Annotated in this window: 14 protein-coding genes; 10 read left to right on the top strand and 4 right to left on the bottom strand. The window is 63.3% G+C overall.

Annotated elements, in window-relative coordinates; genetic code table 11:
• The first annotated feature begins 8 nt into the window (after positions 1–8).
• The 5 genes from N2604_RS30510 to N2604_RS30490 all read left to right on the top strand — a co-directional run bounded on the left by N2604_RS30510 (position 9) and on the right by N2604_RS30490 (position 5839).
• Complete coding sequence (locus N2604_RS30510; protein ID WP_260371734.1) at positions 9–737, top strand: SDR family oxidoreductase; 729 nt, start codon at positions 9–11, stop codon at positions 735–737.
• A 21-nt stretch (positions 738–758) separates the two neighbouring features.
• Complete coding sequence (locus tag N2604_RS30505; protein ID WP_260371733.1) at positions 759–2384, top strand: FGGY-family carbohydrate kinase; 1626 nt, start codon at positions 759–761, stop codon at positions 2382–2384.
• A gap of 164 nt (positions 2385–2548) precedes the next feature.
• Positions 2549–3880 (top strand): extracellular solute-binding protein, encoded by a 1332-nt coding sequence (locus N2604_RS30500; protein WP_260371732.1) that lies wholly within the window; start codon positions 2549–2551, stop codon positions 3878–3880.
• The gene (locus N2604_RS30495) at positions 3877–4914 is read left to right on the top strand and encodes an ABC transporter permease subunit (RefSeq protein WP_260371731.1); all 1038 of its coding nucleotides are present in this window, start codon (positions 3877–3879) and stop codon (positions 4912–4914) included. Before N2604_RS30500 ends, N2604_RS30495 begins: the two co-directional genes overlap by 4 nt.
• A gap of 4 nt (positions 4915–4918) precedes the next feature.
• Positions 4919–5839, top strand: coding sequence for an ABC transporter permease subunit (locus N2604_RS30490; RefSeq protein ID WP_260371730.1), 921 nt, complete (start codon positions 4919–4921; stop codon positions 5837–5839).
• Here the strand turns inward: N2604_RS30490 and N2604_RS30485 are convergent.
• Positions 5789–5995, bottom strand: coding sequence for a hypothetical protein (locus tag N2604_RS30485; RefSeq protein ID WP_260376433.1), 207 nt, complete (start codon positions 5993–5995; stop codon positions 5789–5791). The two genes, N2604_RS30490 and N2604_RS30485, sit on opposite strands and share 51 nt — an antisense overlap.
• Here N2604_RS30485 and N2604_RS30480 point away from each other — a divergent pair.
• The 5 genes from N2604_RS30480 (at position 5903) to N2604_RS30460 (ending at position 10800) form a co-directional block, all read left to right on the top strand.
• On the top strand, positions 5903–6610 hold the full coding sequence (locus N2604_RS30480) for a glycerophosphodiester phosphodiesterase family protein (protein ID WP_260376334.1): 708 nt from the start codon (positions 5903–5905) through the stop codon (positions 6608–6610). The two genes, N2604_RS30485 and N2604_RS30480, sit on opposite strands and share 93 nt — an antisense overlap.
• 80 nt (positions 6611–6690) lie before the next feature.
• Entirely contained in the window at positions 6691–8136 is a 1446-nt protein-coding gene (locus tag N2604_RS30475) for an alkaline phosphatase (RefSeq protein ID WP_260371729.1), read from the top strand.
• Between the two features lie 91 nt (positions 8137–8227).
• Positions 8228–9175, top strand: coding sequence for a sugar-binding transcriptional regulator (locus N2604_RS30470; RefSeq protein ID WP_260371728.1), 948 nt, complete (start codon positions 8228–8230; stop codon positions 9173–9175).
• 150 nt (positions 9176–9325) lie between these two features.
• The gene (locus N2604_RS30465) at positions 9326–10345 is read left to right on the top strand and encodes a zinc-binding dehydrogenase (protein ID WP_260371727.1); all 1020 of its coding nucleotides are present in this window, start codon (positions 9326–9328) and stop codon (positions 10343–10345) included.
• Between the two features lie 65 nt (positions 10346–10410).
• Positions 10411–10800, top strand: coding sequence for an NUDIX hydrolase (locus N2604_RS30460; RefSeq protein ID WP_260371726.1), 390 nt, complete (start codon positions 10411–10413; stop codon positions 10798–10800).
• A 55-nt stretch (positions 10801–10855) separates the two neighbouring features.
• Here N2604_RS30460 and N2604_RS30455 read toward each other — a convergent pair whose 3' ends face one another.
• From N2604_RS30455 to N2604_RS30445, 3 genes are all read right to left on the bottom strand, one after another.
• The gene (locus tag N2604_RS30455) at positions 10856–12475 is read right to left on the bottom strand and encodes an inositol monophosphatase family protein (protein ID WP_260371725.1); all 1620 of its coding nucleotides are present in this window, start codon (positions 12473–12475) and stop codon (positions 10856–10858) included.
• A gap of 68 nt (positions 12476–12543) precedes the next feature.
• Entirely contained in the window at positions 12544–13848 is a 1305-nt protein-coding gene (locus N2604_RS30450) for an ABC transporter substrate-binding protein (RefSeq protein WP_260371724.1), read from the bottom strand.
• A gap of 29 nt (positions 13849–13877) precedes the next feature.
• Positions 13878–14702, bottom strand: a complete 825-nt coding sequence (locus N2604_RS30445; protein WP_260376333.1) for a carbohydrate ABC transporter permease — start codon at positions 14700–14702, stop codon at positions 13878–13880.
• Positions 14703–14736 lie beyond the last annotated feature (34 nt).

The following is a 14736-nucleotide window of genomic DNA, read 5'->3' as shown; positions in this document are numbered from 1 at the left end:
GACAAGCCTTGGCCCAGGAACTTGCAGGAAAAGTTGCCGCGATCACCGGCGCCGCATCGGGCATCGGTCTCGAATGCGCCAGAACTTTGATCGGCGCGGGCGCGCGGGTGGTGCTGATCGATCGGGCGGAGGAGGCGCTGAGCAACGCCAGCATAGAGCTGGGCGACCAGGCGATTCCGTTACGCATAGACCTCACCGATCCTGTGAGCATGCAAGCCATGATGCCGCAGGTGCTGGAGAAGGCGGGCCAGCTGGACATCTTCCATGCCAACGCAGGCGCCTATGTCGGCGGCGAGGTGCTTGGCGGCGATCCTGACGCCTGGGACCACATGCTCAATCTGAACATCAATGCGCTGTTCCGGTCGGTCCATGCGGTGCTGCCGCATATGGTCGAGCGCAAGAGCGGCGACATCATCGTCACCAGTTCGATCGCAGGTCTCGTCCCCGTGGTCTGGGAGCCGATCTATACCGCCTCTAAGCACGCCGTACAGGCTTTCGTGCATACGCTGCGCCGCCAGGTCGCCAAACACGGCTTGCGCGTCGGCGCCGTTGCGCCCGGTCCGGTCGTGACCGCGCTGATTAAGGACTGGCCTAAGGCGAAGATCGAGGAGGAGATGGCGGCCGGCGGCTTGATGCCGCCGGTTGAAGTTGCGCAAGCGGTGCTTTTCATGTTGACCCGTCCGAGAAACGTCACCATCCGCGACCTCGTCATTCTGCCGCAGAGCAACGATCTGTAGCCTTCTCTGATCGACATCCAAATGAGCAAGCCATTCGCTAACCGCCATTTTCTCGGCATCGATGTCGGCACCGGCAGCGCACGGGCCGGCGTGTTCGATCGCTTCGGCGCGCTCCTTGCGAGCGACAGCGCCCCCATCGCACTTTGGCGGGAGGCCGGCGACGTCGTCGAGCACTCGAGCGAGGATATCTGGCGTGCCGTGTGCCGCAGCGTGCGCAGCACGGTGGCGCAGTCCGGCATCGCGCCGAACAGCATCGCCGGAATCGGCTTCGATGCAACCTGCTCGCTGGTGGTGCTGGGCGAGGGTGGCGCGCCGCTGCCCGTCGGGCCGTCCGGCGATCCCTCCCGCAACGTCATCGTATGGATGGATCACCGCGCCGCCGATCAGGCGCGCCGGATCAATCAGACGCGCGAAAAAGTTCTCGACTATGTCGGCGGGACGATCTCACCCGAGATGGAGACGCCGAAACTGTTGTGGCTCGCCGAAAACATGCCCGACACGTTTTCCCGGGCGTGGCAGTTCATGGACTTGACCGACTTTCTCACCTGGCGTGCGACAGGCAGCCTGTCCCGCTCCATCTGTACCGTGACGTGCAAATGGACCTATCTGGGCCACGAGAACCGTTGGGACGATCAATTCTTCCGCAAGGTCGGCCTCGGCGTGCTCGCGGACGAGCAATTCCGCAGAATCGGCACCGAGATCGTGCCCGGCGGAACGAGTCTGGCGGTTGGTCTGACGGGGGAGGCCGCGGCCGATCTCGGCCTCACCGCGGGTACGGCGGTCGCTGCCGGCCTCATCGACGCGCATGCCGGCGGCGTCGGTACCGTGGGCGCGCGCGGCACCGCGGGCACGGTGCTGACGCGCATGGCCTATGTGTTCGGAACGTCCGCATGTACCATGACGACCACGCCGAATCCGTCCTTCGTCCCCGGCGTGTGGGGACCCTATTTCTCCGCTATGGTACCCGGCCTTTGGCTCAATGAAGGCGGGCAGTCGGCCGCCGGCGCTGCCATCGAGCATCTGTTGCAGATGCATCCGCATTCCACGCAAGCGACAGAGGCTGCACGCCAGAAGCAGCAGACGCTCGCCGATTGGCTTGCCTCGGAAACCGAATCTCGCGGCGGTGCCGGAATGATCCCGCAATTGGTCGGCGAGGTTCATGTCGTCCCCGAATTCCTCGGCAATCGCGCGCCCTTCGCCGATCCTGACGCGCGTGCGCTGATTGCCGGGCTCGATATGCGCTCGGATGTGGAGAGCCTGCTGGCGCTCTATCTTGCCGGGCTGTGCGGTCTCGGCAGCGGGGCGAGGCAGATCGTTCGCGCCCAGCAGGACAGGGGCATTGCGGTCGACACGATCGTGGTCAGCGGTGGTGCCGCAAAGAGTCCCCTCGTGCGGCAAGTCCTCGCCGATATGACGGGCCTGACGGTCGCTGCGTCGGCATCTCCGGAGGCCGTCCTGCTCGGCTCCGCGATGCTTGGATCGGTCGCCTCCGGCGACCATGCTAATCTCGGCGAAGCGATGCAGGCAATGTCGGTTTTGGGAGACATTTCTCGACCCCAGGCCGCTCTCGCAGGCTGGGCCGAGCGGCGCTTCGGAGCCTTCGAAGCCCTGCAGAAGGTCGGCCGGGCAATTCGAAGCGCTTCGTAGCCCCTTTGTCGGCGGATCCGGGCGCCCTAGGCGCGGCCTGCCTCCGACGCCGGCACGACCCGAAGGAGAGGCGTTCGAACCTCTTTCATCATCTCGACACATATGTCATGATGTAAATACAAATGTATAGGCCGAGCATTTTGCCCGGCTCGGGAGGGCTGCCTATGGGTAGGAAAGTCGCATTCATTGCGGCCTTGTTCGGCGCGCTGGCATTGGTTAGTCAGGCGCAGGCGCGGGTTGAGGTTCAATGGTGGCACGCAATGAGCGGCGTCCTCGGCGACCGGCTCAATGAGCTGGTCGAGAAGTTCAACACGTCGCAAGACAAGTACACGGTCGTCGCGGTCGCAAAGGGGAATTATGACGAGGTGACCAACGGGGTGATCGCCGCCTATCGCGCCAAGCGGCCGCCGGAGATGGTGCAGATCGCCGAGCGCGGTTACATGACGATGCTGCTTTCAGGAGCCATTGTCCCCGTGCAAGACTTGGTGGAGCAGAAGGGTTACAAGATCGACTTCTCGGACTTCATCAAACCCGTGGCAAGCTTCTGGAGCTACAAGGGCCGGATGTCGGCGATGCCCTTCAACTCGTCGACGCCGATCTTCTGGTACAACAAGGATCACTTCCAGAAGGCCGGCTTCGACAAGCCGGCCGACACCTGGCAAGAGTTGGAGAAGCAGCTCTACACCATCAAATCCAAGGGGATCAGCGAGTGCGGCACGGTGCTGCCCGGCGATTTCTACTGGAGCCTCCTCGAGAACTACAGCGCCATCAACAATCAGCCCTACGGCACGCTCGCAAACGGCTTCGACGGGCTCGGCACCGAGTTCGTCTACAACAAGACGAAGGTGGTGTCGCAAGTCGCGCGGCTCAAGAAATGGCTCGATGACGGCGTGATGCAGATCGCAGGCCAGGGCTTCAGTCCCGAGCAATTGTTCACGTCGGGCCGGTGTTCGACCTTCGTCAACTCGACCGCATCGCACGGCAACATCGAGCGCAATGCAACGATCAACTGGAGCGCCACCTTCCTGCCGCACGAGAGCGACATCAATCCGCCTCTCAACAGCACCATCGGGGGCGGGGCGATCTGGGTCATGAAGGGACACACACCGGAACGATACGAAGCCGTCGCAGCCTTTCTGGATTTCGTCGCGCAGCCGGAAACCCAGGTCTGGTGGCATGGCGCGACCGGCTATGTTCCCGCCACCAACCGTGCCTACGGGCTCGCGCGGGAGAGGGGCTACTACAAGGATCATCCGACCAGGGAGATCGCGGTGCTGCAGCTCTCGCGCGGCACGCCGAACGAGTACTCGCGTGGCTTCCGCTTCGGCAACTTCGTGCAGACGATGCTGGCCCAGCGCCAGGAGGTCGAGGCCGTGTTCGCCGGCCAGAAGCAGCCGCAGCAGGCCATGGATGATGCAGTCAAGCGGGGTAACGAGATCCTGCGGCAGTTCGAGAAGCTTAGTGCCGGGAAGACTCCGGAAACCGAGCGTCCATGACGCTGCGCCTGTCCATCCCCTGGCGCGGTGCGCGTTCCCCCGTGCTTCAGCGAAGAAACGAGGGCGCCGGGTCCAAGGCCGTGCCGGCGGTAGCCGCCCGTGGCTCGCGCAGGTCGGCAAAGACGCGGCGGCGTGAGGAAGCCGGACTGAAGCGAGCCAATTTCGGCGACGGTCCCGGCTTGCCGACGCTGCTGTTGCTCCCGCAATTGCTGACCCTGCTGTTCTTCTTCTTCATTCCATCGCTGCGGGCGCTGATGCAGTCCGTTCTGCTCAGCGATCCCTTCGGGACCAGCGTACAGTTCGTGTGGTTCGACAATTTCAGGACGCTACTTGCGAGTAGCGATTACCGCCAGTCGATCGCGGTGACGTTCTGGTTCACGGTGGCGCAGAACGTGCTCACATTGGGCAGCGCGCTCATACTGGCCTTTGCCACCGACAGGATCGTGCGCGGCCGTTCGGCTCATCGCACTATCATCCTGCTGCCCTACGCCATTGCGCCCGCGATCGCCGGCATCCTTTGGGCCTTCTTGTTCAATCCGGCGGTTGGCCCACTCGCGCAGGTGCTGCATAGCTTCGGTATTGCATGGGACCCTAACCTCAATCCGACGGATGCGCTGATTCTGGTGACGCTGGCCGCGTCCTGGAAGCACATCTGCTACGACTATATCTTTCTGGTCGTGGGCTTGCTCGCAGTGCCGGTGTCGCTGATGGAAGCTGCCGCCGTGGACGGCGCAGGACCGATCCGCCGCTTCGTCTCGATCGCGCTGCCGATGCTCGGGCCCACCATCTTCTTTCTTACACTGATGAACTTCATCTATGGCTTCTTCGAAACCTTCGCCATCATCGACGCCGTGACAAAGGGCGGCCCGGCCGGCGCGACCAACATTCTAGTCTACAAGGTCTTCGTCGACGGCTTCGTCAACCTCGATCTCGGCTCGTCGGCGGCGCAGTCGGTTCTCTTGATGAGCTTTGCGCTGATCTGCACGCTGCTGCAATTCCGCTACTTCGACCGGAAAGTCAATTACGGGGTCTAGCCGCATGGTGGAACGCTCACCGGTCCTCAACGTGCTCTGCCACGCGATCCTGATCGCGGGCGCGCTCACGGTCTGCATACCGCTGTATTTCGCGTTCGTGGCCGGCTCGCTCACAGTGGCCGAGGTGCAGAAGGTGCCGCTGCCATGGCTGCCGGGAGGCCAGTTCTTCGACAATCTTCAGCTGGCCTGGAGCAAGGGCAATTTCAGCCGCACCTTCGTCAATTCGACTATCGTGGCGCTCGGCATCACTGCCGGCAAGATCGCGGTATCGCTGCTCTCGGCCTTCGCCATCACCTACTTCCGGTTTCGCTACAGGATGCTGGCATTCTGGCTCATTTTCATGTCGCTGATGCTGCCGATCGAGGTCCGGATCGTGCCGACCTTCGAAGCTGTGGCAAATGCGGCGCTGCCGCTGCAATGGCTCCTGGACACGCTGCATGTCGCCGATCTCTGGCGCTGGATCAGCGGGCACGAGGTCGCGATCGCGCTGGAATGGAACATGGTCAATACCTATCCCGGGTTGATCCTGCCGCTGATCGCCTCCGCCACCGCCACCTTCCTTTTCCGCCAGTTCTTCCTGACGCTCCCGGAGGAGCTGTGCGAGGCGGCGAGGCTCGACGGCGCCTCGCCGCTGCACTTCTTCTGGAGCATCCTGCTGCCGCTGTCCGTCCCGAACATGGTGGCGCTCGCCATCATCCTGTTCCTATTCGGCTGGAATCAGTATCTCTGGCCGTTGCTGTTCACGACCGACAAGGACATGGCAACGGCGGTCATTGCGTTGAAGGGCCTGATCCCGCGTTCCGACAGCGAGCCGGCCTGGAACATCGCCATGAGCGGTGCGCTGCTCACGATGCTGCCGCCGGTGTTAGTCGTCCTATTGTTGCAGCGCTGGTTCATCAAGGGTCTTGTCGACAGCAGCAAATAGGGACTGATCATGGTTTTTATCGCCGGGCATCGCGGCGCGCGCAATCTTTGGCCGGAGAACAGCCTGACGGGCTTCCGCAACCTGTGCAAGGAGGGCGTCGATGCGGTCGAGTTCGACGTCCATCAGAGCACGGACGGCGGTGTCGTCGTGATCCACGATCCGCTGCTCGACCGCACCACATTCGAGAGCGGGCCGGTCGGCGAGCGCAGCCTGCGACAACTGACGGCAACGCGTCTTCGCGATGCCGGCGATGATTGCATTCCGACCCTGGACGAGGTGCTCGATGTGTTCAGCGAAACCACGCTCGAGCTCCATATCGAGATTAAGACGGATGCGCTTGGCAATTCCTATTCGGGCCTCGAGTCGCGGCTGATTGATCAGATCAAGCGCCGGGGGCTGGAACGGCGCACCGTCTTCACCTGCTTTGTGCCCGGCGTGATCGAGACTGTGCGCCGCTTGTGGCCGGAGGCGCGGGTGCTCGTTTCGCTCGACCGTCGTTCGGCAGAGATGATGGGCGGAATCGAGCCCGCGTTGGCGCAATTGGCCGCCATTCCCCGCTGCATCGTCGCGGTCGAAAAATCGCTCCTGGGGCTCGCGTTGCCGCTTGCCCTCAGTCTGCTCGGTTCCGAGCGGCTCGGTGCATGGGTGACCAACGAGCCGGAGGATATCGCTTACTGGCTTGCCCAACCGGTGCGGCAGATCACGACCGATCGGCCGGACCTCGCCGTCAGCATTCGCCGCCAGGTCGAAACGATGCCGGCCCGCCCATGATTCCCCGCCGTCGCTTTCTCGTGGGATCTCTGGCGAGCGCTGCGCTCGCCGCGCCCGCCGGGTTCGTGCGGGGAGCTCCGGTGTCGTTCAGCGCGGATCCATTCACGCTCGGCGTCGCCTCCGGATGCCCGCGCGAGGATCGCGTCATCCTGTGGACCCGCCTTGCGCCGCAACCGCTCGACGGCGGTGGCATGAAGGATGCACCGGTAGAGGTCGAATGGCAGGTTGCGGAGGATGAGGCCTTCTCGCGCATCGCCTCCCACGGCGTTGTGCGGACGACCGCGGAGCTTGCGCATTCCGTGCATGCCGAGGCGACGGGCTTGCTGCCGGACCGCGTCTACTGGTACCGCTTCCGCGCCGGTCCGGCGCTCAGCCCGGTTGGACGCACGCGCACAGCGCCGGCCGGATCGGCACGGCCTTTCCGTTTTGCTTTCGCATCCTGCCAGCAATATGAGCAGGGCTACTTCACCGCCTATCGCGACATGGCCGCGCGCGATCTCGACCTCGTCGTGCATCTCGGCGACTACATCTATGAGAAATCCTGGGGATCGCGCCACGTCCGCCAGCATGGCGTCGGAATTCCGACGACACTCGAGGAATTCCGCAACCGCTACGCGCTCTACAAGAGCGATCCCGACCTGCAGGCGGCGCACGCCGCCTTTCCCTGGCTTTCGGTCTGGGACGACCACGAGGTGATGGACGATTATGCCAATGATCGCTCCTACACCGTTCGCGATTCCGCCCAGTTCTTGAAGATCCGCGCGGCAGCCTATCAGGCCTATTACGAGCACATGCCGCTGCCGCCCTCGGCGCGCCCACGCGGCGCGGATGCCACCATCTACGCACACTACCGCTTCGGCGACATGCTCGACGTCCTGCTGCTCGACGACCGGCAATATCGCTCGGCATCGGCCTGCGTCGGAAGCGGGCGTCCGACCTGGGTCGCTGGATGTTCAGGCCGGGTGGACGAAGTCCGGACCATGCTTGGCGAACAACAGGAGCAATGGCTCGATGCGCGTCTGCGCGACTGTCGCGGCCGCTGGACGATCATCGCGCAGCAGACGTTGATGGCGCAAAACAAGCGGAAAGGGGATGACGGCGCGCATTTTTGGATGGACGGCTGGGACGGCTATCCCAACGCCCGCCGCCGGCTCCTTGATTCGCTCGTGGCACACCGCCGGCGCAATCCGATCGTGATCGGCGGCGACCGTCACGCCTTCTTTACCGCCGATCTGAAACATGATTTCGCCCGTCCGGATGGCCCGACCATTGCGACTGAGTTCGTCGGCACGTCGATCACCTCAGACGGACCGAGCGAAGCCAGCGTGCGCAAGGCGCTGGTGGAGAATCCGCATCTCGTCTATGCGCGTGGCGACAAGCGCGGCTATGCGACCGTCGAGCTCGACCTCCGGCATTGCATTGTGGGATTCGAAGCAGTTGACGACGTCAAGAACGTTGCGAGCGCCGTGCGCCGGCTGACGAGCTTTGTGGTCGAGGATGGCGTGCCGGGCGCGAAGGCGGCATGATGAGATCCGTCAGCCAGAGATTTGACGACAAATGAAAGATCGCCTCAAATGCTTCGACGTCTAAATATGAGGCCGCTGCTGGGGCTGAGCCGTGACTGACCAAACCATCCTGCGTGTCGCTTGGCTCTACTATATGGAGAACCTGACCCAGGCCGAGATCGGTGAGCGGCTGGGGCTGACCCGCGCCCGCGTCAACCGCATGCTGTCTGACGCCCGGCAGACCGGCATCGTCAACATCCGCCTCAACTCCGCCTTTGCGAGTTGCACGGAGCTGGAGCATCGATTGCGCCGGGAATGCGGGCTTGAGGACGCCGTCGTCATCCCGAGTCCGGAAAATCCCGAGCAGGTCGGCACCCTGATCGGGATGGCGGCGGGCGCGTATCTGTCCAAATTCCTCGAACAGAAGCGGCCGCGCATCATCGGAATCGGCTGGGGCGCGACCTTGCGCGAGACCATCCGTTACGTCACACCGGCGGACTATCCGGAATTGTCCATCGTCTCCATGATGGGCGGCCTGTCGCGCGGCCTTGAGCTCAACACCTTCGAGATTGCCGGTGAGCTCGCGCACCGGCTGCACGCCCAGTGCAGCTATCTGGCCGCGCCGATCTTTGTCAGTAGCCGGCGCTCGCGCGATACCTTTCTGGCCCAGGAGGTCTATCAGGAGGTGCTGGACAGCGTCGAGAAGATCGATCTAGCGCTGTTGAGCATGGGAGATCTGACCCCGCGCTCGCTGCTGATGCGGCATGGGTTGCCGCCGGACGTCCGCGCCGAGCACCTGCGGGCGGCAGGCGCCGTTGGCGACGTCCTGGCGCAGTTTCTCGACAAAGCCGGCCGGCCTATCGATCATAACATCAACAGCCGGGCCATTGCGCTGCCGCTCGAGAAGCTGGCGCGCGTACCGACGTCGATGCTGATCGCCGGGGGACTCAACAAGGCGCCAATCATCGCCGCAGTGCTGCGCGGCCGGATCGGCAAGGTGCTGGTGACGGACGAGAACACCGCGGTCGCCGCGGTGAAACTGATCGACAAGCAGAAATAGCCCAATCGCCGCGGGAGAAGTGCAGCCGCGCCTTCGAAACCGAGCGCGGGATAGCCGGCTGCGCGCTTAAAGGCGCTGTAAAAGCATTTGTCACTTCACGATTACATATGTAATATACCGGAGACTATTGCTCAGAAGGATGGCGTTGACATGCGCGCTGCGGTGCTACAGGACATTCGTGACATCCGCGTCCTCGATATCCCCGAGCCGAGGCCACTTGCGGAGGACGAGCTCATCGTCCGCGTCAAGGCTGTCGGCGTCTGCGGCAGCGACTTGCATTCCTATCTTGAAGGCGGAACGACCGGCCCGACGCAAGTCAGGCCATTCGTGCTAGGCCATGAGTTCTCGGGTGTTCTCACGCCGGACTCGGCGCGCAAAGCGGGGCTTTCGGCTGACGCGTTGGTGGCGGTCGATCCGTCCATTCCCTGCGGCCATTGCGAATGGTGCCACCGCGGTCACACCAATCTCTGCCCAAACGTGAAATTCCTGGGTTACGCGCCTCACAACGGCGCCATGGCCGAATTCGTCTGCGTGCCCCGATCTGCCGTGCATCTGGTGCCTGACAGCATCGATCCGGCTGGCGCTGCGATTCTGGAAACGCTTGGCGTCGCGATCCATGCCATGGATCTGGCCCGCCCGCGGCTTCTGGAAAGCGTGGCGGTGCTGGGCTGCGGGCCGGTGGGTTTGCTGCTCGTGCAATTGGCGCGGCTGTCGGGGACCGGAAAGATCATTGCGATAGACCCGGTCGAGCAGCGCACGGCACTCGCCTGCGACCTCGGGGCGGACGTGGCATGCCGCAGCTACGCCGAGGTTGGGGCGGCCACCGAAGGCCGCGGCGTCGATCTGGTGATCGAGGCAACCGACTCATCGCACGGCTTCGAGCATGCGGCGCGCTGCGCCCGCATCGGCGGCCGGATCGTCCTCGTCGGCATCCCCGAGAATAATCAGTACATCCTGAGCGGCGCCGAGTCGCGCCGGAAGGGCCTGTCGATCAAGTTTTCACGTCGCATGCCGGAAGTCTATCCGCGGGCCATCGCGCTTGCGCAAGGTGGCCAGGTCAAGCTGGCGCCGCTCGCCACGCATCGCTTCTCGCTCGACCAGACGCCCGCGGCGTTCGAGCAGCAGGTCGCGCGGCGCGATGGGATTATCAAGGCGATCATTTGCCCCTAATCGAGCGGCATCTCGCCAAAGAGCCTGGGGTACCGGAAGCAGGCATAGAAGCAGGGCCGGTCGTGATGGCGAAATCCTCGAAGCTGGTCGTCGCCCGGAAGGGGCGCGTGCTGATGGTGAGACGCAGGCGCGACGGGCTTTGGATGTTTCCGGGCGGCCGGAGGCGGGCAGGCGAGAGCGACAGGAGCTGCCTGCGTCGCGAGATCAAGGAGGAGCTTCCCAAGCTCAAGCTCGGGCCGTTGAAACTGTGGAAGAAAGTGAGAGCGAAGAAGAGCCGAACCGGCCGCCGGATGAGTGATGCCATTTTCCTGGCCAAGAAGGTAACGGGACGGCTGAAGGTCGGGGACAAGAAGGAGATCGATCGCGCGGTCTGGCGCAAGCCGCGTGGCGCCAGATTGACGCCGACTTCGCGCTATATCCGCGACAAGCTGTTTCCCAGGCAAGGCCGGCGCTAGGTCGGCGATTCCTTCGAATTAAGGTCTGCCCGTCATGCGCGGGTAAAAATGCTCGTCATTGCAGCGCCTGGCGCAGGAGAGCGAGCAACTCCTCGTGGATCAATCCGTTGGAAGCGATCTTGTCGAGATCGTCGTTCCGGCACGGACGCCCCGTCAGCGTCGTGACCTGCCCGCCGCCGGCCCACACCATTGGCATCGCGGCCGCGTGCGAGACGATGTCGGCCTTCAGTGAAACGAAGCCGTCCAGATGTCCCGAGGCGACCATCGTCGTCTCGAGGGCGCCGGAGACGACGATACGCACGCCGCGCACCACTCTGCCAAGCAGTTCGATCACGCGCGTGGTCCGCCGGACTTCCTCGGGCGAGAAATGCGAGGTCAGAATCACCGAAACGACCGCGTCCGACAGTGAACGCGTCGTGGAAACGCATGCAGGAATGCCATCGATCGTCGCGCCTTCCCCGGCGAGATAGCGTGCCATCAGTCCGATCTTGGGCGCGTTGATCAGGCCAAGTTTTGTCTCGCCGCGGACCTCGTAGGCGACCGTCACGGAAAACCACGGCAGCCCTCGCGCGTAGTTGATGGTGCCGTCGAGCGGATCGATGATCCAGCGCGCGCCGCTGTCTCCTGGGCTCGCGCCGCTTTCCTCCGCCAGGATGCCGGCATCTGGCGTCAGCGCCTTCAAACCCGCGACCACGATTGCCTCTGAGGCGAGATCCGCCTCGGTGACGATATCGAGATGGTCCTTGCGCTCGGTGCGCAGCGGCGTGGCTTGCATCGCGACCAGCTTGGCCGCGGCCTGATTGACGACGGCACCGGTGCGAACGAGCAGGGTCCGAAGGCCGTTGTCCCGGTCCGTTCCCGGATGGTCCTGATCGGTCGCGATCTCGAACGGTGACCCGTAGTCTCCCACCGGAACGAGGTGACTGCTGATGCCCATGTCCGGCCGCCAAACGTGCAACGCAAATCCCGGCGGCTCCATGATAAAGCGGTTGCTGCGACCAGGCCGCAGGTCGAGCGCAACCTGATGCGCCGTGCTGGGGGCGACGTAGCCTACGGTGCCGACGTACCGCGCTGTGATCGAGCGGTGATAGTGGCCGCACAGCACGCATTCGATTTCGGGATGGTCTTTGACGATTGCGTCGAGCGCGTAGGCCCCGAGGAGGCGCAGATCATCCATCCCGTCGGCCCCGACCAGGAATGGCGGGTGATGAATGACGACGACGGTCGGCTTGCCACGCCCGGCCGCGAGCGCGTCGCGCAGCCATTGTTGCCGGGCCGCGCAGAAGGTTCCGTAGATACTTCCAGTCTCGACGCTGTCGAGGAAGACCAGACGCAGCGGAAAATCGTCCACGACGAAGTTGATGAATCCGTCGGGCGGAAGATAGCGGTGGCGCGGGCGGAGCGAAGATATCAGCTGCTCGCGCCGGTCGTGGTTGCCGGGAATGACGAACACCGGCATCGGCAACCTGGCCAGGCCGGCGGCGACGATTTCGTATTCTTCGTGGAGCCCGCCATCCGTCAGATCACCGCTGACCACGATGCAATCGGGCCGTGGATCGAGTCTCAGCACGGCGTCGATTGCATCGTGAAACATCGTGTTGGTATCGACGTCGCCGTAAGCGAGCTTGCCGGGCTGTCGGACGTGCAGATCGCTCAGCTGAGCAATGATGAACAAGAATTCTGGCTCCTAAAGAGAAGAGTTGCGCTTGCCTGCGGCCGCTTACCGCAATTGATCGCCTGCACCTACGAGCTCTTAATCAAGGCATTGCTTTCCTTGACCATGCGATCGAGTCCGGCCTCGACGGGCGTCTCGCCGCGCATGACGGCATGGATGATCTCGCGTTGGGTACGCCAGATCTTTACGGACTGTCCGCCAGGATAGCCCTGCCACGGCTTGGCGCGTTCGATCTGCTGCGAGACGATGCGAAAGTTTGGGTTCTTGTCATAAAACGGTGCCAGGAACTCGGGACCTGACGCGCGCAAATTGGTCGGCATGTAGCCCGTGGTCTCGACAACGATCTTCTGCGCTTCAGGACCGCTGACAAACTTCAAGAACTCCCAGGCGGCCCGCTGCTTCGCTGGATCCTTCGCCGTGATGATTGCAGCGTTGCCGCCGGTGGGCAGTCCCCCCTTCTGTTTGTCGTCGATCGGGAAGGTGCAGGTGCGCAAGGTGAACTTGTCGCCAATCAGGTCCGTGACTTGGCGCAACCGGGCCGGCGTGTCGGCGAAAATGCCAATCTTTCCGGCAATGAACTGCTGGCGCGAGGAATCCCAATCGATCAGCGGCATCTTGGCGTCGGCAACGAACTTCCGACAGTGGGCGAGTGCGTTGCGCCCGGCGTCAGCGCCGAACCCGGCAGCAGTCTCCGACGCATCGAGCATCTGACCGCCGCCCTGCAGGATTAGGGAACGGAACAGCCAATCGTCCGGCCAGTCATGAATATTATAGGCGATGCCGGCGACATCGGCGCCCTTGGTCTTGATGTTGACCGCGAGCGCGATCATGTCGGCCCAGTTATCGGGCATCTTGTCGGGATCGCCACCCGCATCCTTCACGAGTTGTGTGTTGAAATAGATGATCGGCAGGGACGCATTGAACGCAAGGCCGTAGATCTTGCCGTCGACCGCGCCGAGCGCCAGGATCCGGTCGGAATAATTGGCCTTGCGCCAGGCCGCGTCCTCCTTCTGTAACAATGGCGCCACTTCCGTGATCTGGTTGCGCTTCACCAAAGTGCGCACGAGCTCCGCGAGCAGGTGATAGCCCGAATAATAGACGTCCGGGAGCTGGTTGGTGACGGCCTGCCGAAGCATGGTCTGATGACCCTCGTCGTAGCTCGCCGCCGGCGCCCGGAACTGGATCTTGATGGCGGATTGTCGCTTCATGAACTCCTGAGCGATCGGCTCATGGAATTTCGCGAAGGCGGGAAAGGCATAGAGCACATCCAGCGTCACGTCCTGCGCCTGCGCCGGGCGCGTCGGAAACGGGCTTGAAAGCGCGGTCGTCCCGACCGCAGCGGCGCTCTTCAGGAGGTCTCGGCGATGCAGCATGACGGTGTCTCCCCTGGCAATGGTTGAAGTCATTTGATTCCGGTCATCGTGATGCCGGCGATGAAATGGCGCCGCGCGATCAGGAAGGCGATGACGAGCGGTGCTGTGATGATGGTGGCGCCGGCCGCGAGCGCGCCGTAATTCGAGCCCAACTCGGAATCGGCGAAATACATCATGCCGAGCGGCGGCGTGGCGAGCTTGGTGTCGGAGACGACGATGAGCGGCCAGTACAGGTCGTTCCAGTGCGCCACGACCGAGAAGACTGAAAACGCCGCGATGGCCGGCCAGACGCTCGGCACGACGATGCGCCACACGATCTCGAACTCGCCGACACCGTCGAGCCGCGCGGCCTGGATGATCTCGTCGGGATAGGATTTGAAGAACTGGCGGAACAGGAATATCGCAAACACCGACAGGAAGAACGGCATCATCATCGAGAGGTAGGTGTTGAGGATGCCGAGTTCGGCAAACGCGATGTAGAGCGGGAGCGAGGGCGCCTGGACCGGAATGCAGAGTCCGAGCAGGACCAGCGAAAACAGGATCGGCCGTCCCGGAAACCTCAGCTTGGCGAGCGCATAGGCGCAGGGAATCGCGACCAGCAGCTGGACCACGAGGATTCCGCCGCAGACGATGAGCCCGTTGAGCAGGAAGCGGAGCAGCGGCGCAGTGCTTAAGGCAGCTTCGAAGTTCTGCCATCCGTAGAATTGGCGAGGCCAGAGCCGGAACGTTGCCTCGAAGATCTCGCCTGGCGGCTTGATCGCACTGGTCAGCATGAAGACGAACGGCAGCAGCATGAAGACCGCGCCGGCGATCAGCACCGCATGGACGAGCGCAAGCGATACGAGGCGCCGCATCCGGATCGCGACCGGCGCGGAAGGGCGCGCGATC

This window comes from Bradyrhizobium sp. CB1015, assembly GCF_025200925.1.
Lineage (GTDB): Bacteria > Pseudomonadota > Alphaproteobacteria > Rhizobiales > Xanthobacteraceae > Bradyrhizobium.
This window is presented reverse-complemented; position numbering and strand designations above follow the sequence as displayed.

Coding starts and splice junctions, on each gene's coding strand:
- N2604_RS30500 (WP_260371732.1), top strand. CDS start 2,549: ATGGGTAGGAAAGTCGCATTCATTGCGGCCTTGTTCGGCGCGCTGGCA.
- N2604_RS30505 (WP_260371733.1), top strand. CDS start 759: ATGAGCAAGCCATTCGCTAACCGCCATTTTCTCGGCATCGATGTCGGC.
- N2604_RS30490 (WP_260371730.1), top strand. CDS start 4,919: ATGGTGGAACGCTCACCGGTCCTCAACGTGCTCTGCCACGCGATCCTG.
- N2604_RS30450 (WP_260371724.1), bottom strand. CDS start 13,848: ATGCTGCATCGCCGAGACCTCCTGAAGAGCGCCGCTGCGGTCGGGACG.
- N2604_RS30465 (WP_260371727.1), top strand. CDS start 9,326: ATGCGCGCTGCGGTGCTACAGGACATTCGTGACATCCGCGTCCTCGAT.
- N2604_RS30495 (WP_260371731.1), top strand. CDS start 3,877: ATGACGCTGCGCCTGTCCATCCCCTGGCGCGGTGCGCGTTCCCCCGTG.
- N2604_RS30445 (WP_260376333.1), bottom strand. CDS start 14,702: ATGCGGCGCCTCGTATCGCTTGCGCTCGTCCATGCGGTGCTGATCGCC.
- N2604_RS30460 (WP_260371726.1), top strand. CDS start 10,411: ATGGCGAAATCCTCGAAGCTGGTCGTCGCCCGGAAGGGGCGCGTGCTG.